Annotated in this window: 11 protein-coding genes; 7 read left to right on the top strand and 4 right to left on the bottom strand. The window is 58.4% G+C overall.

The window, feature by feature from the left end; all coding sequences use genetic code 11:
• Nucleotides 1-10: 10 nt before the first annotated feature.
• Nucleotides 11-1,393: a cysteine--tRNA ligase gene (cysS, locus tag ACZ9BE_RS14415; RefSeq protein ID WP_434766019.1), complete on the top strand. Its 1,383-nt coding sequence runs from the start codon at nucleotides 11-13 to the stop codon at nucleotides 1,391-1,393.
• A 198-nt stretch (nucleotides 1,394-1,591) separates the two neighbouring features.
• Here the strand turns inward: cysS and ACZ9BE_RS14410 are convergent, their stop codons facing one another.
• Entirely contained in the window at nucleotides 1,592-3,427 is a 1,836-nt protein-coding gene (locus ACZ9BE_RS14410; RefSeq protein WP_076563533.1) for a sigma-54-dependent Fis family transcriptional regulator, read from the bottom strand.
• Between the two features lie 383 nt (nucleotides 3,428-3,810).
• Here ACZ9BE_RS14410 and ACZ9BE_RS14405 point away from each other — a divergent pair, with 383 nt between their 5' ends.
• Genes ACZ9BE_RS14405 through ACZ9BE_RS14380 form a run of 6 tightly spaced genes read left to right on the top strand, consistent with a single transcriptional unit; the run spans nucleotide 3,811 to nucleotide 9,763 of the window.
• A complete protein-coding gene (locus ACZ9BE_RS14405; RefSeq protein ID WP_016775291.1) occupies nucleotides 3,811-4,905 on the top strand; it encodes an ABC transporter ATP-binding protein in 1,095 nt (364 codons plus the stop codon).
• Nucleotides 4,905-6,017: an ABC transporter ATP-binding protein gene (locus ACZ9BE_RS14400; protein ID WP_041477087.1), complete on the top strand. Its 1,113-nt coding sequence runs from the start codon at nucleotides 4,905-4,907 to the stop codon at nucleotides 6,015-6,017. The genes ACZ9BE_RS14405 and ACZ9BE_RS14400 overlap by 1 nt, the downstream gene beginning before the upstream one ends.
• A complete protein-coding gene (locus ACZ9BE_RS14395) occupies nucleotides 6,014-6,880 on the top strand; it encodes a carbohydrate ABC transporter permease (RefSeq protein WP_007912484.1) in 867 nt (288 codons plus the stop codon). Before ACZ9BE_RS14400 ends, ACZ9BE_RS14395 begins: the two co-directional genes overlap by 4 nt.
• 9 nt (nucleotides 6,881-6,889) lie before the next feature.
• Nucleotides 6,890-7,690, top strand: a complete 801-nt coding sequence (locus ACZ9BE_RS14390; protein WP_073471306.1) for a carbohydrate ABC transporter permease — start codon at nucleotides 6,890-6,892, stop codon at nucleotides 7,688-7,690.
• Between the two features lie 10 nt (nucleotides 7,691-7,700).
• Nucleotides 7,701-7,973 carry a DUF2160 domain-containing protein gene (locus ACZ9BE_RS14385; protein WP_038861868.1) on the top strand — a complete coding sequence of 91 codons (273 nt, stop codon included), beginning with the start codon at nucleotides 7,701-7,703 and terminating at the stop codon, nucleotides 7,971-7,973.
• A gap of 47 nt (nucleotides 7,974-8,020) precedes the next feature.
• Nucleotides 8,021-9,763 (top strand): ABC transporter substrate-binding protein, encoded by a 1,743-nt coding sequence (locus ACZ9BE_RS14380; RefSeq protein WP_016775286.1) that lies wholly within the window; start codon nucleotides 8,021-8,023, stop codon nucleotides 9,761-9,763.
• A 135-nt stretch (nucleotides 9,764-9,898) separates the two neighbouring features.
• Here ACZ9BE_RS14380 and ACZ9BE_RS14375 read toward each other — a convergent pair whose 3' ends face one another.
• From ACZ9BE_RS14375 to ACZ9BE_RS14365, 3 genes are read right to left on the bottom strand one after another with little or no spacing between them, the layout of a single operon-like run.
• A complete protein-coding gene (locus ACZ9BE_RS14375; RefSeq protein WP_476249602.1) occupies nucleotides 9,899-12,577 on the bottom strand; it encodes an RHS repeat domain-containing protein in 2,679 nt (892 codons plus the stop codon).
• On the bottom strand, nucleotides 12,574-17,184 hold the full coding sequence (locus ACZ9BE_RS14370) for a SpvB/TcaC N-terminal domain-containing protein (RefSeq protein WP_476249601.1): 4,611 nt from the start codon (nucleotides 17,182-17,184) through the stop codon (nucleotides 12,574-12,576). The genes ACZ9BE_RS14375 and ACZ9BE_RS14370 overlap by 4 nt, the downstream gene beginning before the upstream one ends.
• Entirely contained in the window at nucleotides 17,181-22,031 is a 4,851-nt protein-coding gene (locus ACZ9BE_RS14365) for a Tc toxin subunit A-related protein (protein ID WP_476249600.1), read from the bottom strand. The genes ACZ9BE_RS14370 and ACZ9BE_RS14365 overlap by 4 nt, the downstream gene beginning before the upstream one ends.
• Between the last annotated feature and the right edge of the window lie 4 nt (nucleotides 22,032-22,035).

Here is a 22,035-nt window from a genome sequence, read left to right as displayed (position 1 = left end):
AGGAACTAACGTGCTAACGATCTACAACACGCTCACCAAGAGCAAAGAAGTCTTCAAGCCGCTGGATGGCAACAAGGTGCGCATGTACGTCTGCGGGATGACCGTGTACGACTACTGCCACCTCGGCCACGGCCGCAGCATGGTTGCGTTCGACCTGGTGACGCGCTGGCTGCGCTTCAGCGGTTATGACCTGACCTACGTGCGCAACATCACCGACATCGACGACAAGATCATCAATCGCGCCCGCGAGAACGGTGAGTCGTTCGAAGCGCTGACCGAGCGCATGATCGCCGCGATGCACGAAGACGAAGCGCGCCTGAACATCCAGAAGCCGGACATGGAACCGCGCGCCACCGATCACATCGCTGGCATGCACGCGATGATCCAGACCCTGATCGACAAGGGCTACGCCTACGCGCCGGGCAATGGCGACGTGTACTATCGCGTCGCCAAGTTCATGGGCTACGGCAAGCTGTCGCGCAAGAAGATCGAAGATTTGCGCATCGGTGCGCGCATCGAGGTCGACGAGTCGAAACAAGACCCGCTCGATTTCGTTTTGTGGAAAGCCGCCAAGCCGGGCGAGCCGAGCTGGGAATCGCCATGGGGCGCCGGGCGTCCGGGCTGGCACATCGAGTGCTCGGTGATGTCGACCTGCTGCCTCGGTGAGACTTTCGACATTCATGGCGGCGGCAGCGACCTGGAGTTCCCGCACCACGAAAACGAAATCGCCCAGAGCGAAGCGGCCACCGGCAAGACCTACGCCAACGCGTGGATGCATTGCGGGATGATTCGCATCAATGGCGAGAAGATGTCCAAGTCCTTGAACAACTTCTTCACCATCCGCGACGTGCTCGACAAGTACCACCCGGAAGTGGTGCGTTACCTGTTGGTCTCGAGCCACTACCGCAGCGCGATCAACTATTCGGAAGACAACCTCAAGGACGCCAAGGGCGCACTGGAGCGTTTCTACCATGCGCTGAAAGGCCTGCCGAGCGTGGCGCCGGCCGGTGGCGAGGCGTTCGTCGAGCGTTTCACCACGGTGATGAACGACGACTTCGGCACCCCTGAAGCGTGCGCTGTGCTGTTCGAGATGGTGCGCGAGATCAACCGTCTGCGCGAGAGCGATCTTGATGCAGCGGCGGGGCTGGCGGCACGTCTGAAGGAACTGGCGAGTGTGCTCGGTGTGTTGCAGTTGGAGGCGGATGACTTCCTGCAGGCCGGCGCTGAAGGGCGGGTCGATGCGGCTCAAGTCGATGCACTGATTGCGGCGCGTCTGGCAGCTCGGGCGGCGAAAGACTGGGCCGAGTCGGACCGGATTCGTGATCAGCTGACGGCGATGGGTGTCGTGCTGGAAGATGGCAAGGGTGGGACTACCTGGCGTCTGGCTGACTGATAGCCTTACCTGTTACAGACAAAACCCGCCTTGTGCGGGTTTTGTTTTTTCTTCCTCAGGACCAGCGTTGACCGGGCGGACGCCTTCGCGAGCAGGCTCGCTCCCACAGTGGATTTTCGCCATGTCCGTTTTCCGTGCACGACACAAATGCCGTGTGGGAGCGAGCCTGCTCGCGAAGAGGCCCGTCCAGACAACTTGTCATTCAGCCTGCCGCAACCGCTTGTAAAGCGTATTGCGGCTAACCCCCAGCCGCCGCGCCAGATGCGAAATATTCCCCCCGGCCGCCTTCAACTCGCGATTCAACGCCTCAACATCATTCAAATCCAGCCCCAGCGGCGCCGCTGTTTCCACCGGCTCCATCTCCAGATCGACAAAAAAATCATCCGGCAAATGCTCCGGTCGCACTGGTTGTTCCTCGGCCATGGCCAGCGCCACCTGCATCACGCTGCTGACCTGACGCAAATTCCCCGGCCACGGATGCTTTTCAAACAGCTCCAACACCTCCGGGCTCAGCCCCGCCCATTGCGTTGGCTCGCGATGTTGCTCCCACAGCCGTTTGAACAGCGCCTGCTTGTCACTGCGTTCGCGTAACGGTGGCAGCTCCAGGGTCAGGCCGCCGATGCGGTAGTACAAGTCTTCGCGGAAACGGCCCAGTTGCACCTGCTCGCGCAACGAACGGTTGGTCGCGGAAATGATCCGCAAGTCCACCGGAAACAACTCGCTGCTACCCACCGGCTGCACGCAGCGCTCTTGCAACACGCGCAACAAACGCGCCTGGGTCGGCAGCGGCATGTCACCGATCTCATCGAGAAACAGCGTGCCTTTGTCGGCCTTGCGGATCAGGCCGATGCTGCCTTTCTGGTTGGCCCCGGTGAACGCGCCTTTCTCGTAACCGAACAACTCGGACTCGACCAGTTCAGCGGGGATCGCTGCACAGTTCACCGCGATGAATGCCTGTTTTTGCCGGGAGCTGGCCTGATGCAAGGCTTTGACGAACACTTCCTTGCCGACGCCGGTTTCACCGTGGATCAACAACGGAATGTCTTTTTCCAGCAAGCGCTCGGCCTGGCGCACGGCTTTTTCCACGCGACTGTCGCCGAAATGCAGCGTATTGAGGCTGATCGCACTGGCAGGCGCAGGCTTGTCCTCGGCGACAAACACTCGCGCCTGCACCGGTGCCTGTTTCGGCCGTTTCAGCAAACACTGGAAACGGTTGCGTCCAGAGGTCTGCAGGGCAAACGGCAGACCCTCGGGCTGATTGATCAACTCCAGCAGCGACACCTTGAACAGGCTTTCAACGCTGACGCGCGACAAACGCACACCGAGCAAATTGTCGGCGCGGCGATTGGCCGACAGCACTTGACCGCTTTCATCGAAGATCAGCAACCCGGCCCACTGGCTGTCGAGGTTGTTCAACCCGGTGTTGAATGTCAGTTGAAAGTGCTGGCCATGGAACAGGTTGAGGATCAGCCGGTTTTCCACGGTCTGGCTCATCATCTTGACCATGCCGAGGGTGTGCGAGGGTGGCAGATAGCTGTCGCTGGAGACATCGAGCACGGCGATGACCTTGCGCTCGGCGTCGAAAATCGGCGCGGCGGAGCCGGTCATGAAGCGGTTGGCCTTGAGGAAGTGTTCATCGTGTTCGATGTGCACAGCCTGCTCACAGGCCAGTGCGGTGCCGATTGCATTGGTGCCGCTGCTGCGCTCCATCCAGCTCGCCCCGGCCTGAAAGCCCCGGGCCAGATTCGGTTCGATAAAGCGCTGCGTGCCCCACGAGGTCAGCACTTGGCCCTGATTGTCGGCGAGCATGATCAGGCAGTTGGAATTGCTGAGGATGTTTTCGTAGTAGGGCAGGACTTCCTGATGCGTGGTCTGCACCAGCGAATGATGGCTGTCGAGCAATCGTGCAATGCCGGCGGCGGGTAATTGATCGAAGGCCGGCGCGCTCTGGTGGTCGAGGCCGAACGCGCGGCAACGTTGCCAGGAGGTCTGGACGATCGCGTCGTGGGACAGCGGCGAAGCAGGTGCGGCCATGGGGCGAGCCTCTGAGTGCAGCGATTTTATTATTGTTATGAGCCCGATCTTCAAAACTACACAAATCCCCATGTGGGAGCGAGCCTGCTCGCGAAAGCGTCGGTTCAGTCAATGGATTCATTGAATGACACACCGCTTTCGCGAGCAGGCTCGCTCCCACAGGGGATCCATTTTGCATTCAGGATTGGGCAAAAGCGTGCATAGAGTGTTGTTCACTATTGTTCATTGTCAATCACTCCGACTGTTCAAAAGTGTTCAGCTGTGAACGCCATTTCCCCGTGCAATCAACGATTTTCACGGCAAATCAACCACTTGCCATTTCTGGCACGAATGTCGCTCTGTTGCTCCGGTCGCTTGACTCCAAAAATAAAAAAGGCCGAGCCATGTCACTCACCCTGGAGCACGTCAGCCGTACCGTCGAGGGCCAGATCTGGATCGACGATGCGTGCCTGAAATTCGAACCCGGATCCTTCAACGTACTGCTCGGGCGCACCCTGTCCGGCAAGACCAGCCTCATGCGCCTGATGGCCGGCCTCGACAAGCCCGACAGCGGCCGCGTGCTGATGAACGGTGTCGACGTCACCCAGCGCCCGGTGCGGCTGCGCAACGTGTCGATGGTCTATCAGCAGTTCATCAATTACCCGACCATGACGGTGTTCGAGAACATCGCCTCGCCACTGCGTCAGGCCGGTATTTCGAAAGAGATCATCCACAGCAAGGTGCAGGAAACCGCACGCATGCTGCGCATCGAGAAGTTCTTGCAGCGCTATCCGCTGGAGCTCTCCGGTGGGCAGCAACAGCGCACGGCCATGGCCCGCGCCCTGGTCAAGGATGCTGAACTGATCCTCTTCGACGAGCCGTTGGTCAACCTCGACTACAAGCTGCGCGAAGAGCTGCGTCAGGAAATGCGCGAGCTGTTCAAGGCGCGCCACACCATCGCCATTTACGCCACCACCGAACCCAACGAAGCGCTGGCCCTCGGCGGCACCACGACCATCCTGCACGAAGGCCGGGTGATCCAGAGCGGGCCGTCGACCGAGGTCTATCACCAGCCGCAGTCGGTGCTCGCCGCTGAATTGTTCTCCGAACCGCCGATCAACCTGATGCCGGGACGCATTGCCGGCAACGAAGTCAGCTTCGCCAACTTCGTACACTTTCCGTTGAACGTCGATCTGCGCCCGGTGGGCGAGGGTGAGTTCCGCTTCGGCGTACGCCCGAGTCATATCTCGCTGGTGCCGAGCAACGATGACGATCTCGAACTGGCCGTGACCGTCGAGGTCGCCGAAATCAGCGGCTCGGAAACCTTCCTGCATGTGCGCAACGAGCATTTCCTGCTGGTGCTGCACTTGCCGGGTGTTCATGAATACGACGTCGATGCGCCGATCCGCATCTATATCCCGACCCACAAACTGTTCGTTTTCGATGCGCAGGGCCGTCTGGTGCAAGCACCGGGCCGGCGTGTCGCGAGGGTTGCCTGATGGCCGAAATCCGTTTGCAGCACCTCGCCCACAGCTACAGCAAAACCCCGAGCGGCGCGGAGGATTATGCGATCCGCGAGATGGATCACGTCTGGGAGCAGGGCGGCGCCTACGCCTTGCTCGGCCCGTCCGGGTGCGGCAAGTCGACCTTGCTCAACATTATTTCCGGCCTGCTCAGCCCGTCCCAGGGCCACGTGTTGTTTGACGGCAAAGCGGTCAACGACCTCACGCCGGAGAAGCGCAACATCGCCCAGGTTTTCCAGTTTCCGGTGGTCTACGACACCATGACCGTGTTCGACAACCTCGCTTTCCCGCTGCGAAACCAGGGCATGGCCGAGGCGAAAGTGCACAGCAAGGTGCAGGAAATTGCCGAAGTGCTCGACCTGCAGAATCTGCTGAGCAAAAAAGCGCGCAACCTCACCGCCGACGAAAAGCAGAAAGTCTCCATGGGCCGTGGACTGGTGCGCGATGACGTCTCGGCAATCCTCTTCGATGAGCCGCTGACGGTGATCGACCCGCACCTGAAGTGGAAGCTGCGGCGCAAGCTCAAGCAGATCCACGAGCAGTTCAACATCACCATGGTCTACGTCACCCACGACCAACTTGAAGCCTCGACGTTCGCCGACAAGATCGCAGTGATGTACGGCGGCCAGATCGTCCAGTTCGGTACGCCACGGGAATTGTTCGAGCGGCCGAGCCACACCTTTGTCGGCTATTTCATCGGCAGCCCGGGGATGAATCTGATTGAGGTGCAGCCGCAGCCCGGTGGCGTCGGTTTCGCTTCGACGCACCTGCCGTTGTCCGACGCCTTGCAGCGCCATATCGAGCACGGCCAGTGGAAAAATCTCAAGGTCGGCATCCGCCCTGAATTCATTCATGTGTGGGACGAGCCGTTTGACGATGCGATGCAGGCCAAAGTCGTACACGTCGAAGACCTCGGCACCTACAAGATCATGACTCTCAACCTCGACGGCGCGCCGTTGAAGGTGCGTCTGGCCGAAGACAAACCGGTGCCGCAGGGCACGGCTTACATCAGTTTCCCGGCGCAATGGCTGATGGTCTATGCCGATGAATTTCTCCTGGAAGTCAGCGACGAGGAGGTGCAGCCATGAACAAGGTGCAGAACAACAAGGCCTGGTGGCTGGTGTTGCCGGTGTTCCTGCTGGTGGCGTTCAGTGCGGTGATCCCGATGATGACCGTGGTCAACTATTCGGTGCAGGACATCTTTGACCAGTCCAGCCGCTACTTCGTTGGCGCTGACTGGTACAAGCAAGTGCTGCTCGACCCGCGTTTGCACGACTCGTTGCTGCGTCAGTTCATCTATTCCGCCTGCGTGCTGCTGATAGAAATCCCGCTGGGCATCGCCGTCGCGCTGACCATGCCGACCAAGGGTCGCTGGTCCTCGGTGGTGCTGATCATTCTGGCGATTCCGTTGCTGATTCCGTGGAACGTGGTCGGTACCATCTGGCAGATTTTCGGCCGCGCGGACATCGGCCTGCTCGGTTCCAGCCTCAATGCGATGGGCATCAGCTACAACTACGCGGCCAACACCATGGACGCCTGGGTGACGGTGCTGGTGATGGACGTCTGGCACTGGACTTCTCTGGTCGCGCTGCTGTGTTTCTCCGGTTTGCGGGCGATTCCCGACGTGTATTACCAGGCGGCGCGGATCGATCGCGCCTCGGCCTGGGCAGTGTTCCGCCACATTCAGTTGCCCAAGCTGAAGAGCGTGCTGCTGATCGCGGTGATGCTGCGCTTCATGGACAGTTTCATGATCTACACCGAGCCGTTCGTGCTCACCGGCGGCGGGCCGGGCAATGCCACGACCTTTTTGAGTCAGACGTTGACGCAGATGGCTGTAGGGCAATTCGACCTCGGTCCGGCAGCGGCGTTTTCGCTGGTGTACTTCCTGATCATCCTGTTGGTGTCGTGGCTGTTCTATACCGCCATGACGCACTCCGACGCCAACCGCTGAGGCCCGGCCATGAGCAAGAAAAAGCTTATTCCGTTGCTGGTCTACATCCTGTTCCTGCTGGTGCCGATCTACTGGCTGCTGAACATGTCGTTCAAGAGCAACACCGAAATCCTCGGCGGCCTGACGCTTTTCCCACAGGAATTCACGCTGGCGAACTACAAGGTGATCTTCACCGATCCGAGCTGGTACACCGGCTATCTCAACTCGCTGTACTACGTCAGCCTCAACACGGTGATTTCCCTGAGCGTGGCGTTACCGGCGGCCTATGCGTTTTCACGCTATCGTTTCCTCGGCGACAAACACCTGTTCTTCTGGCTGCTGACCAATCGCATGGCGCCGCCGGCGGTGTTTTTGCTGCCGTTCTTTCAGTTGTATTCGTCGATCGGCCTGTTCGACACGCACATCGCCGTAGCCTTGGCGCACTGCTTGTTCAACGTGCCCCTGGCGGTGTGGATTCTGGAAGGTTTCATGTCTGGCGTGCCCAAGGAGATCGACGAAACGGCCTACATCGACGGCTATAGTTTTCCCAAGTTCTTCGTGAAGATTTTCATCCCGTTAATCGGCTCCGGCATCGGCGTCACGGCGTTTTTCTGCTTCATGTTTTCCTGGGTCGAACTGCTGCTGGCGCGCACGCTGACCTCGGTCAACGCCAAGCCGATTGCGGCAGTGATGACGCGCACGGTGTCGGCATCGGGGATCGATTGGGGCGTGCTGGCAGCAGCGGGGGTGTTGACCATCCTGCCGGGCATGCTGGTGATCTGGTTTGTGCGCAACCACGTGGCCAAGGGCTTTGCCCTCGGTCGAGTCTGAGGAGCTGATGATGGAATGGATGAGCTGGACGACACCGACCGCCGCGTTCTTCATCGGCATCGGTCTGATTCTGGTGGGCATGACCACCTGGGAATTGCGCTCGCCGAGCATTCTGCGGCGCGGGTTTTTGCCGATTGCCACCACCCGTGGCGATCGCTTGTTTATCGGTCTTCTCGGCAGCGCCTACCTGCATTTGCTGGTAATCGGCGTCACCGACTGGAGCATCTGGGTGGCGTCCGCGTTGTCCCTGGTGTGGCTGTTGGCTGTGATGCGTTGGGGCTAGTCGAATCGTTCGGCAACGCGGCTCCACAACTTAAACAGGAGGTCTCTATGTTCGATAAAAACAATAAGCTGCGACATAGCATTTCATTGGCAGCCATGCTGGCACTCAGCGGTCTGAGCGCATCTGCCTGGGCCGACGCCTACGAAGATGCTGCGAAAAAATGGATCGGCAGCGAGTTCAAGCCCTCGACCCTGACGGCCGAACAGCAGCTTGAAGAATTGAAGTGGTTCATCAAGGCCGCCGAGCCGTTTCGTGGCATGGACATCAAGGTCGTTTCCGAAACCCTGACCACCCACGAATACGAGTCCAAGGTGCTGGCCAAGGCCTTCAGCGAAATCACCGGGATCAAACTCACCCACGACCTGCTGCAGGAAGGCGACGTGGTCGAGAAAATGCAGACGGTGATGCAGTCGGACAAGAACATCTATGACGGCTGGGTCAACGACTCCGACCTCATCGGCACGCACTTTCGCTACGGCAAGACCGAATCGATCACCGACCTGATGGCCAACGAGGGCAAAAACTTCACTTCGCCGACCCTCGACATCAAGGACTTCATCGGCATCTCCTTCACCACCGCGCCGGACGGCAAGATCTATCAACTGCCCGACCAGCAATTCGCCAACCTGTACTGGTTCCGTGCCGACTGGTTCGAACGCGCCGATCTGAAAGCCAAGTTCAAGGAAAAGTACGGCTACGAATTAGGCGTGCCGGTGAACTGGTCGGCCTATGAAGACATCGCCAAATTCTTCAGCGAAGACGTCAAGGAAATCGACGGCAAACGCGTCTACGGCCACATGGACTACGGCAAGAAAGACCCGTCGCTGGGCTGGCGTTTCACCGATGCCTGGTTCTCCATGGCCGGTGGCGGCGACAAGGGACTGCCCAACGGCTTGCCGGTGGACGAGTGGGGGATTCGTGTTGAGGACTGCCACCCGGTCGGCTCCAGCGTGACCCGTGGCGGCGACACCAACGGCCCGGCGGCCGTGTTTGCCACCACCAAATACGTCGACTGGCTGAAGAAATACGCGCCACCGGAAGCGGCCGGCATGACCTTCTCCGAGTCCGGCCCGGTGCCCTCGCAGGGCAACATCGCCCAGCAGATCTTCTGGTACACCGCGTTCACCGCCGACATGACCAAACCCGGCCTGCCGGTGGTCAACGCCGACGGCACGCCGAAATGGCGCATGGCGCCGTCGCCTAAAGGCCCGTATTGGGAAGAGGGTATGAAGCTCGGCTACCAGGATGTGGGGTCGTGGACATTCATGAAATCCACGCCTGAGAAACAGAAACTCGCGGCGTGGCTGTACGCGCAGTTCGTGACCTCGAAAACTGTTTCGCTGAAGAAAACCATCGTCGGTCTGACACCTATTCGCGAGTCGGACATCAACTCGCAAGCGATGACCGATCTGGCGCCGAAACTCGGTGGTCTGGTCGAGTTCTATCGCAGCCCGGCCCGCGTGCAATGGTCGCCGACCGGCACCAACGTGCCGGACTACCCGCGTCTGGCGCAACTGTGGTGGAGCCATATCGCCGAAGCCGCCAGCGGCGAGAAGACCCCACAACAAGCGCTCGATGGCCTGGCCAAGGATCAGGACCGCATCATGGAACGCCTCGAACGCTCCAAGGCCCAGGCCACTTGCGCGCCGAAGATGAACCCGGAACGCGATGCGCAATACTGGTTCGATCAACCGGGCGCACCGAAGCCGAAACTGGCTAACGAGAAGCCGAAGGGTGAAACGGTGAGCTATAGCGAACTGCTGAAATCCTGGGCGGATGCGCGAAAATGAAGTTGGAAATGTGAGAAGCGAACGGCACCGGAAGGTGCCGTTTAGCTTTCTTCGCATCGATCTGAAGCAATAGCAACCTGGCTTCCATATGTTTTGAGGTGCGCGCATTCCATCAAGGGCTTGAGGGAATGGAAGTCAGCGTTTCACGTTGCGAGCAAATTGAGTCAGCAACTGTTTTTTACTTCGCTCGTATGAGTCTATCGTGTACTGGGCAAGCTCAAAGGGGAACGGCTGCATGTCGACGGGGTAAACTTTAGTATCTCTCTCCGACCAGAGGAAATTATGGTCCTGTACATCCTGGTGATATAGGTCCTTTGCTTCCATTTCATTAAACATCTCCAAAAGTGCATTGGCGCCGCTTGCCGGAATGGAAACTTTCTTGATGTCGCCGAGGGGGATGCCATCGAGTTTTATCATCTTGAGGTAACTCTGATTGTCTTCAATAAGTGCCGTCGCCGAGCCTGCTCCATAGTAAGCATTGAAACCCTCGGCTTCGGTTTTTACATACCCCGGAATACTGTTTCGCTTGTCGGCTCCTCTGAACTTTTTATAGACATGTTTTCCGTCGGCGCTTTCGTATATTTCTCCTTCGCCCCCGCCGCCTATAGCAGGGCGACCACCAATATCATCGGCAATCGACGTTGGCTTGTTCTTCAGCGAAGAATCGGTCAATTGCACTTTCTCCATCAACATTTCGATGGAGTGGCTTGCGCTCTTTACTTCTGGAGACAATGGTGGTGTATCAGGAAATCCAAATCTCGTGCTTTCGTTAATGACAGAGTTTGCTGAAAATGGCGTTGATGATTGCGGCGAAGGCGAAGATCCGATGGTCGCTTGAGTCGGGTACTCCTCATTGACGCCTTCACGAATTCGCCCATCAGTATCGAAGTAGGCCAACGGATTGCCTTTCACCATGCTGAACAGATTCAGACCATCAATCGCCCCGGACGGATCCGGATTCAACCATCGCTGCCAACCCGCCACGTAATACCTGAACCCGTAATAATAAAGCCCGGTCGCATCCCGCTCTTTGCCCGAATAGCGCAGCGTTTTATAGCTTGTCTCGATTTCGCTACGCCCGGCAAACCACGCGGTGGTGCCGAAAGGGTGGTATCGCTCCTGACTGATGAGCTTGCCCGTGGCGTCGAGTTCCAGGGTGCAGGAACCCAAATGGTCGTTGAGGCTGTAACGCGCTTGATCGTTGTCGATGCCTTGGGGCGGTTCGGATTCCCAGTGCAACACCTGCACGCTGCTGCGCCCGGCCTGGACACTGATCACCTGCAGTATTTCTCCCGTACCACTGTGGGTACGGATTTGCAGATTCGGCAGATAACGCACTTCGTTCATCAGCGTTTTAGCGTTGGTCTGCATCAGCCGCACTTTGCGCACGCGCATGCCGTCTGAGGCGTATCGGTATTGCTCGTTATCAGCCGAACGGTCTTCACGCAAAACCAGCCGGACTTCACGCAATCGGTTACGCAAGTCCCAGTTGAAAGTCTGTCCTGGTTGCAGGCCAAGCAGATTGCCATTGGCATCGAAGCCGTTGCGCAAATCTTCCTCGCCCGGGTCCATGCCATCGCGCACCGGCAAGCAGCGGTTACTGTGCTTGGCGGCGACCAGGCGGTGACCGTGGCCTTGTGGGCCGTCGTGGATCAATTTGAGCAAATTGCCACCGCAGTCATAGTGATAGGTCTGGGTGTAATTGGCGATCGCTGCAGGATCTGCCAGTGAAAACTTCGATGTCTGACCGGCCTCCCAACCCGTGGCCTCGATCAACTGATCGAGACTGTCATAACGGTAGCGGTTGACCGGTTCGATGCGCTGGTTGGCAAAGTATCGAATCGGGAGGGCGGCGTCTTCAATACTCAGCACGTTGCCTACCGGGTCGTAGACATAACGCAGGTCTTGCAGGATGTCATTGCCGCGCTGGCTTTGCAGGCTGATCAGCCTGCCATCCTCGGCGGCGTAGTCCAATGTGGTGATCACTCCGTTGTCAGCGGTTTCCCGAAGGGTATGTCCTTGGGCATCGTACTGGATGGCGCCGACCAGGGTTTTCGGCGCGATGCCCTTCAATTGCAGTCGAACGTCTCGCAACTGGCCGTCCAGGGTCTGGCTGAAAAGCTGTCGGTGTCCTCTGGCGTCGATTTGTTCGATGGTTTCCGAGAGCGGGTTGAAACGCGAGTAGCTCGTGGCGGCAGGTGCGTCTTCGAGCAATTTGTCACGCTCGCTGAGCGATACCGGCCAGTCAGGAGTGTCGAGTGAGCGCAGAAAGCGTCGAGACTGCGCGATGATTCCACCGGTCAATCCGAACTGTTCGAACAACTGCGTGCCGGCCGGATCATCGAGGCGGATGATCTGTCCGCACTGATTCCGCGTGGCAAATGTCGGATTGCTGCCGGCATAACCATATCGCTCCGTGCACAAAGGTTCTCCGTCATCGGCGTGTTCGAACACAGCCAGTGGTCGCAGCTGTTCGTCATACTCGATGCTGCGCACGCTACCCCGGCCATCCCAACCGTGCAGCGGTTGACGCGCCTCGCCCCACAGACTGACGTGCCATCCGGCATCGACGCTGAGCGTGATCAGCACCTGACCGGTCAGTGAGTAAACCGTCCTGAGATTGGCGGGGGCTGATGCGTCGGCGAACAATCGTGGATCGCGCTGCGCCACCCGTCGCCCGTCAACGTCATGCTGAACCGCGGTGATGCGCGCTTCAGATTCGCTGCCATCTTCGCGCCAGTAGGCAACCTGCCGCACCGGTAAGCCTCGGGCATCAGTGACGCTAAGATGCGGTGTCTGCGCATGCTTGCTCACCTTCCTGTCCACCAGTTGCGTCGCCGTTGTTCCGGTGGCGGGTCGAACAGGTCATTTTCGTCGAAGGCGACGTTACACCAGATCCAGTACCAGACTTCCCGGCGCAGGGGTTTGAGCGTCGGTGGATTGCCTTGCAGCATTTGCTTCGCCAGCACGGTTGCGGTCGGTCGGCCCACCGCGTCGTAGAACTGCTGGTCGTGAAAAGCATGCTTGCGCATCGAGCGATCATTGATGTAGCGCGGTTGATCGGCGAAGTAGGGCCGGTAAATCCGCACAGTCTGGCCTTTGTTGTTGTATTCCACTGGCTCGCTGACACGCCAGCGTCGCTGGGCCTGGGCGTCTATTGGTTTGCCATTGTCGTCGAGGACCAACTCACCGTTGTCATCGACCTGCCAGGCCACGCCCGGGGGGACCTCATGTTTGGTTTGCAGAGTGCGGCCGAAACCGTCCAGGCAAGCAATGCTGACTCGCACTTGCAGATCGGGATCAAGCGGATAGCGGTCGGCCACCAGAGAGACGGCATACACGGGCTCACGCTGTGCATTATCGATTTGCTGCTGGAGTTCGGTTTCATTCCGATCGGGATTTTCCACAGCGGCAAGGTACTGTCGGGCGCGATCGCAAATGTGTCCTTCGGGCAGAATGTAGCCTTGGCTTTTCGCCCAGTCCCACCACTCTTGGGAGCGTGAGGACGTGCGGGAGATGCAACCCATCCAACTGAACGTATCCCAGAAAGCGGCATGGGCGAAGTTGCCAATGGCTTGTTTCGGATCGGCGATGGCAATGGCCGGGTCGCGGTCTGCCGGCGGGACGTAGGTTTGCAGCGGGTCAAAACCCACCGGTTCTCCAAGTTCGGTGCCGTGGAAACTGCTCACCAGCGGCTCGCCGAAAGCGTTGTAGCGCGCTTCCTGCAGGTTGCGGTTGGCATCTTCAATGGCCGCAGGGAGGAAGGTGCGGTAGTCCACGTCGAGGCTGCGGGTAGTGCAGCCGTCCGGTAAGGTCACAGCGGTTGTCACACACCAATACGCGTCATAGGTAATCAGGGTTTCGCCGTGACTGCGGGTTTCACGGTATTTCTGCACGTTATGAAAGCCGTCGAGTGCGTGGTAGGTGGAGAAACCTCTGTGCACTGACCACAGATAGTTCTTCGCATCGTCAGGATCATCGATCGGACCGTGATCTTGCTCGGGCAGGAACAGCGGCATGATGTGGTAACCGACCTCCTGCGATTCGAGTTTTTCTTTCAGGTTGAAGGGTAATTGGCCATCCACCTCGAGTTTGTCATATGCGCTGAGGGCGACGGCGTCCAGTTCGGCCGTCTCCATGTAGGCGGGCAAACCCTCGAAAGTCGCGTCGCCCGGATCCAGCGTTGCACCGCTGCGAGGGTCGATGTAGCGCTGCAGCGTCAATGCAGACAACACTGCTTGCTGCGCCCATTCGCCATCCTCGCGGGCCATTAGCAAAATATGTTCATGGTGGATCGTTGCGGCACTCAGCGCCGCTTTTTCCAGCACCAGCGAATTGCTGCGCAAGCGGCAGGGCAATCCAAGGCGCCAGGCCTCGTCATTGGGCAAATGAATCGATTCTGACCGGAGCTGCGTCAGGTACCATTTTTGTTGCGCATCGTCATGAGCATCCTTCCACCAGTTCTGCTGATGCTCTTCAGTGAACGGCGGCGCATCGCTGCTGGTTTTGCGTCGCGCGTAGTTCACCGTGAAAGCATGCACCACACGGCCGTAGGGGTCCCATTCCAGATTTAACTGGTGCTGGCACATCGGATCGTCGGCAATTGCCGGTTCGTACTGATAACTGATGGATTCCGCGTCCAGGGGCAAGATCACTGCATAAGGCTGGTACTTGCCTTTGGGGCGCAGCACCCGTGCGCCATAGCGATGTTCCTGGACCACATAGGGGACTGCGGTCGCCGCGTCGTCACCGGCGGCGAACACTTCCGAGCGCATCACTCGGCCGCTCAGGGTGCGGGCGATCTCTCGCGCAGTCTCCTCATCAGCTTCGGTGAAAGGTTGCGCGATGCGATCATTGAAGTGATAGAGCTGCAGCAGTGTGGATTTGAGATCGACCGCATCACCGTCACGGCTGTAATAACCGGTTCTTGACGGGTCGATGGTTTCGCCTGTGTGAAACCAGGTCTTACTGAGAATCGGCGCGGTGAACTCGGTTGCTGACGCTTCGGTGTCGCTTTGCAGCAGCAGGCGAAAACCACGGAATTCGCGCTCGAAACGGTCGTAATAACCGCCGCGATAGCTGAAGAGCTGTGTCAGTGTGTTGCCGGTGATCTCATCATGTTGGATTTGCTCGTGTACCAGGTGCATGGCCATGGGTAGACCGGACACTGGATTTTCAACACCGGCTGCCTGTTGCTCACGTTTTTCATCCAGCCATTCCTGCGCCGAACTGCGGTAATTCACGCTGGCGCTGCAACCCATGTTGTTGCAGCTTCTGTTGAGCAGATAGGGTTTGGCGTCGACGAAATCGTAACGCCAGTGTCTGGGCGACATGTGCGGCAATGTCACCACCAGGCTCGAGCAGCCCAGGCCTTGCAGATCTGCGCTGGTGACCTGCCAGAGCGCGTCATGGGCGAGGCCCTCAGGCCAGGGAAGATCAATGGATGTCTGGGCGAAACCGCTGCCGGCATGGTTCATGAAAATACGCAGGCGCTCGGCTTCCATGTAGATCAGGTCAGCCGCACCCGAGCCGTCGAGATCCGCCAGCAAGACCCGTGAGGCGTTGAATTCATCGTAGGCGAAGGGCAGGGTGCACAGCACAAAGCCTTTGCCGAAACGACCATGTCCCAAATTCGGCCAGCACTTGACTTCGTTATGACGGATCCGCACCAGATGTTGCTGACCGCTGCCGATGAGATCGGCGAATGCAACGATTTCGCTCGGTGTATTGCTCAGCACAGGCAGCTCATCATCATCGCCTGCGGCGGTTTTTTCCGCATGCGGCACGTCGACGGCCTCGGCGAAGCCAGCCGCGCGACGATTGGCATACAAACGCACGCTGCGCGGGCCGACCAGCGTCAGGTCGCTCAGGCCGTCACCCAGCAAGTCGGCGATCTGCGCCATCGGGTGGGAAAATTCGCCGGGAAATGCATCGAAGGGCACGAACCCTGACCAGTTGCGATCTGGGTCGAGGGTGAAAAATCCGCACATGCCCGGCGCGGCGAGCACCCAGTCGAGCTTGCCGTCGCCGGTCAGATCGGTAAGCGACTGATGCACGGGTTTGCCGGCGTCGGACATCGGCACGCCTTCAAGAAGTTTCCACTCGCTGTACTCGACCTGATCGCTGCCGGTCTCTGCGCGCAACGGCTCGCGGTAATACCAGCCGTGGTCATAACGGCAGAGCACACCCGCCAGGCCCTCACCGTACAGGTCAACCAACTGATATTGATGACCATCGTCGAGGCCGGGCATGGCCGTGAATTCTTTCCAGCCTTGCGGCTGCGGGGCGAGGTCGAACGTGTTGTAGCTGAACTCCATGGGCGGTCGGCTTTCGATCTGGCCGAGGCCGTCATAGGCCTGCTGATGCGCCGCGCTCAGATGGCTGTAACCCAGTGGGCTGAGGCGATATTGCAGGAGCAGGCGCTGCACCAGAACCGGATGGTCACCCAACTCTTTGGGGAAGTGATGAAACATCAGCACTTGTCGACACAGGCGTCGGTTGCCCAGCTCGAAACCGTAGGCGTAGATCCAGTAAGGGTCGCTGCGCTCGGCCCATGGCTGTTGCTCTTCAAACGTTGGCACTTGTTCCAGATCGCTGCTGCGTTCGCCATAGTCGAACACCAGTTGAAAGTGCCACAACTGTTTTTCCCGGCTACCGCTGTCCCAGGCATACAGGTGCGCTGAGGCTTTTTCGTTGCCATAACACACGCGTTTGAGATAGCGCTGAGCGCGATAGTCGCGATACTGCGGAGCGACTGGCAGTTCGGTTTCCGCCTTGTATTCGTAGATGATGTGTTCGCCGCGGGTATTGAGGCTTTCGTCGATCATCCAGACGCCGACGCGCTGCGGGTCGGCAGGGTCGGCCCGGCGTGAATTGGCGGTGGTGCCATAGATATGCAGGCTGCCGTCGGCACCGTGAATCAGCCAGAAACCGGCTTTGTCGGTCTCGTTCGACCAATGTTCGATCAAGGCGAATGCACCCTCGACCCGTGGCCAGTGGCGAACGACGTCATACGCTGTCGTCAGGGGCAAGCCGTTGTATTGCTCAGTAGTGCGGAAGATCAATTCACCGGTGCTTTCATTGCGCTCGGGCAGCCATACATCACCGTCAGGCCCCACGACCTGGTCAGTGCCGTCATAAGTCGGCACGCCATTGACCGTGCGCAGGGTCACCGCGTCAACCGTCAACTGCCAGCCAATCCCGCAGGAACTGTTGCCCGTGCCACTGCTATAGCCCAGACCCAATGGCGGGGCAAAACCGCGTCCGGTGGAAATCGGCAACGACAGTTCCAGCGACGCAGTGCCTTTGGTACCCACGCCGGCCGATCCCTTGCCAATACTCTGGATGGCGCCGCCGCCCTTGGGCAGGCTCGGTGTGTTGATCTGCATTGTCGACTGTTGCGGCGGCGGCTGTTCGTTCATAGCGAACCGCCTTCGCATCTCGCGGTGTAGCACACATGCAGGATGATGTCGGGCAAGCGCTGGAGTATGTGCTCCTGACCCTTGGGAAACGTCAGGATCCAGCGTGAAATCGCGCCGGTGTATTCGAATGGCAGATAGCGTTCGTCCTGGAAGTTGAGCTGAAACATGCCGTTGTCTTCCAGCGAACTCGACAGGGCGATCTGTTGACTGGATCGCAGGTTTTCTTTGACGCTGCTGCCGACCGTGGGGGCCATTTCAACTTTGCTGTAGGTCTGTTTCAGCACCGCTCGAATATCTTGATAAGGCCCAAGCACGGCCGGTAGCGTCACGCTTATAGTCTTGATCCGGCGCAGGTAATGATTTTGCCCGGCGTAATCATCGTCGAACATTTGCTGAGTCAGTTCCAATTCACACGTGCCGTTGTCGATCAGCGATTGCTTGATCTGTGCCCACGGTTTATTGATGGTTGAACTCGGGTCCTTGCCGGTCAAATCCTTCAGTGACACGGTTTTCCTGATTTCCAGATCGCGGCGGTTGTGCTGCACGTACTGGCTGTACATCTGTTGCAGGCTCATCTTCAACTCTTCCCCGGCACCGAGGCCGCGGTACGTGGCATTCCACGCGCCGGGATGGACAAAGGTTCGGGTGAAATCGCCCATTTCGTATTGCCAGCAGGCCTCAGCGGCCTGGCATAGCGATTGTGCGTTGGTGAAGGCGGTATGGTAGAAACCGGCGAATTTGCTGTTGAGCCAGTCGTAGGTCTGTGATCGGCTGAAACGATTGCTGCTCAGCAGGAAATCGTGGGTGGCCTTGGCCTGGTTGAGTGCTGCTCGCGCCTGGCGCAGTTGCAGTTGCGTGGCTTTGTGTTGTTCGTCGGAGACGGCAAGCTGGGCCTTGATTTGCTCGGCTTCGAGTTTTGCCTGGTCGCGGGCCTGGGTCCATTCCTGGGCGCGGCGCCGGTATTGTTCGATGCGATCCATGGTTTGGCTTGCGCCATACGCAACGTGTGAAAACGCTTGCATATGGGCCGCGAAGCCGTTGGCAGCACCTTCCAGGCGTGCGCCACCGGCCGCCATGCCAAATATGTTCGGCGCTACAGTCATTGCCTGGCCGATTCCGTGGGCAATCGTCGCTCCGGTCTGGCCGAGACTTCCCAGCAGGTAAGAAGCTCCCGCGCCGATTTCCAAGGTGCTGACACCGTCTTTCAGCAATTTCTCGTAATAACTCACTCGGTCCAGAATGGTGTCCTGACTCGCCAGCAACGCCTCCTTGTTTTTTTCATCAATCTTCTCGGCCTGAACCTGTATTTGCACCGCCATCTCCGCGAGGTTCCACGCCTGCTGCTGTTGCAGTTCCAGGTACTGCGCCTGCTCCTTGCGTTCGATCAGCGACAGTAGCGTGGCGCCGAACGCGATCACGCTGTCCACCGCGTTCTGCGCGAGTGCGAACATGAAACTGAAGCGACAATGGGGAATCTGCGGGTTCAACAAGCGGCTGAGTGCTGCCCCGGACAAGCCTTGGCCCCAAGCGGCGAGCAGTGCGCGCGGATCCAGCGGCGTGGCGAATAACGGCAGGTTCAGCGGAGCGCCGGCCATATCGAGGTTATGTCGCAGGTTAAACAAGCGGCTTTCGGCTCGATCCCAGTGCATGATCAGTTCGGGGTTGAAGGGCCGACGGAAATACTCAGTGTCCGCGCTCGCCAGTAGCGGGTCATGGCCGTCAGGCCGCAGACACAATAGTGGTGCAGGCTGCGAAGCCGGGGCCCTGCCGATGCGCAAAGGTGGCTGTTGTTGCAGCTGCCGGTGCGCGCTGATCAGGCGCTGTTCGAATTGACGCAGTTGCACATTCTTCGACGAACTCAATTCGTCGAGCGTGAGCGGCAACCATTCGTCGATCTGGCGTACATCCGGGCGCGGTCCCAGCAGATCCATGATGTGGACGTAGCGCATCTTGGCTTCAGCCAGGCCGTCCGGCGTCAACTCTGCATACGCCAGATCAGCCTGGCGGCTTTCGATCTCGATAAACAGTTTCCACAGCGCCTTGCGAAAGTGCACCGGAAAACTCAAGGCAATCTGATGCGGATCGTCCGGGTACAGAATGGCCAGGCTGGGGTCGACCGGACCGGGCCATACCGGCTCTTCCAACGGTACGGCCTGCCAGTAACCGGGGTGTCCCGCGTCCGCGCTTTGTCGTGTCGGGTCAAACAGATACGCAAGCCACTGTTTCGCTTCGTCGTACTGCTGCTCTTCGTTCAAGCGGTAGGCCACCAGCCAGGGCAGGTACAGGAACAGTTCCAGGAAATACAGGTAGTAAGCGCCCGAGAAATCCATGGCTTGCGATCCCTGACCGTCCGGGATAGGTGGTTCTGTGTGCTGGGTCTGGGTTTCCCAGCTCAGCAGAGGTTCCATGCCGCCTTCGGCAAGGTTGATCAGTTGCCGGGCGAAGGTGGTGTTCATGCGCACAGCGGCCCGACGTGATCCTTCGGGTTCCTGCCCGTCGCTCAACTCGATGCCGGAGCCGCTGAAGTCAATGAATTGCGCCTTGCCCAAAGAAGGGCTGTCCCCCAGAGACGGGTCGATCATGCTGTTGATGCTGGGCGCTATTTGCAAGTTTGAGGGAGGCACTTCTGCCCATTCAACGGTCAGCGCCTTGAGTGCTCCGCCAATCAGCGTGGTTGCCAAGGAGCCTGCGTGATAAACCAGAACACCATAGATCAGCGGGATTTTCAGTTCCTTTGGATCCTCAGGCCACTCCACTGGCCAGCCGTCGGGCTGGAGGGTGGATTGATCGACCGAAAACGAATAAGTCAGCGAGGAGTCCTTCGACAGGCTATTGACGATGGCTGTAGACGCCAGCTTGCGCATTGCGCTGAATGTTTCAGGCGGCTTTGTTGACAGAACATTCAGCGGGTGTGCGATGAAAAACTGGTAGCCCACGCTGCTGTTATAGCGCCCTGCTGAAGGATGAAGATCGATTTCATGGTGATCGGTGGTAGAACGCCAAAAGGACGTAAACAAAACCATGCTGGAGCCGATCAGTTCATAGAGCACCCTTCGATTTGCATGTTTACCTGCAAGGCACGCCGTTTCTCCTTGCTTGGTGGCGGGTACCGTAAATTCAGTCGGATTCCCGACAGGGTCGGCGATCAAGCTACGCAGCCGATCAGGGTACCCCTTGAAACAGAATGCCGTATCTGCGACATCCATGAAGTCGGTACCAACAGGTTCAATGATGGAGCCTGGAAGTAGCGGAACTTCAAGGTGATTTTCCGAAGGATCGAACACCAGCGTAACTTTGATGAGCTCCTTGTTTTCGTCGTGTTTGTCGAAGACGGAAAGTTTGAAAATCAGGAGGTTGTTGAATCCTGCCGCCAGCCTTGCGGTCAACTCGATATTGGACGCCGCCCGGTTATAGACAAAGTCGACGTCTTTCACGCTGGTCTCGATTCGCGACTGCCACCCCTGATAATCCCAGGTGGTCTTTTCGCTATCCGGTGTCTGGTGCTCCACTGCACCAAACATTGGCGTGCCGGAGGGAAGCCAGTATTGGAAACGACCAGCGTTGCCATTGGCGAAAATATTGCCGATCAGCCTCACGTGGGCTTCGCCGTTCTTGAGGACCTCGACGGAGGGAGGTGAGGCCGGTCTGACCTCCGGCGCCATGCCGAATGACGGTGGCAGCGGTGTCACATTGAAGTTCTTGTCTATCTGTACCGTTCGCAGAAAATCATAGGTATCTGCATCGCCCGGAATCTCGGAAGGGAGGCCCTGATAGTTCGAATACAGCATGAGCACCATCGACTCAGGTGACGTCGAGTGGTCATACACCGCAATGGTCTGGGTTTGCTCCGCAATTTCTTCCTGCGGTTTTTCGATCAGCGCTTTGGTCTGGCAGTAACTCTCGATGTAAACCCGCGGCGTACTCCAGGTCTCGTCATATTTCTTGTAGCTGGCATATAGGCGGAACCTGGGATTGACCTTGACGCTCTGGTCGGCCTTGCCGTCAGCGGGGGCCTGCATGGCGTCCGCATCCTGAAGCTCCAGCTCGGCCCAGATCACGAACAGACGATTGTTGAACCAGCACGGGCGAATGGTGTGTTCCAGCGCCTTTTCCGAAATGGGCACGTTGGCTTTTTGCCAATCCGACCAGGCATTGGGCAGCGGCTTGTCATATTTGACCGGGGTTTCGCCTGCTGCACTCGCGGGCGCTTTGACCGCGCGCTGCGACATGTCCAGTGAGCGCCAGTAATAAGCATTCTCGGCAGGGGATTTGCCGATGAAATAATAAGTACTGTTGGCAAAATCTTCCCCGTCAATGTAGCCATTGCAGATTTTCAGGTTGGCAATTTCTTCGAACCTGGCAAGGTAAGCCAGCACTGCGGTTTGTACTGTTTCGGGCTGAATCTGCGCCTGGTTGAGGTCATTCTCCAGTTGCTCGAAACTGGCGCTCTTGGTCAGGCGCAGGGTCGGGTCCAGATAGATGTCCGGGAACGTGCGCAACTGCTGGAGGGCGGGCCAGATCGAGTAGCGATTGAGGCCGTCGCGCCAGGTGCTGGTTTGCAAAGGCGTAAAGCTGTCATCGCTGTAACCGGGCTCCAGGTTCAGCATCATGCTGTTGATTTGCTGTTGGTAGCTGGCAATGGCGCAGGCCACCGGACTGGTCGGGACATCCTGGCTGACCAGTACATCCAGCAACCAGAATTCATAAAGGTCGTTGGCGGTCTTGATCGTTTGAGCCAGCCCTTGCTCGATCAGGTAGGGATCGCTGGGTATTGCTTCGTGCAGATACAGGGCGAGCATCGCGTCACGCAGTGCTTCGTTAAGCGGCGCATCGAAGGCAGTCGTCATGATC

This window comes from Pseudomonas sp. TE9122, from assembly GCF_056278925.1.
Note: the sequence above shows the minus strand (reverse complement) of the source record. Positions and strands in the feature narration are given on the sequence as shown.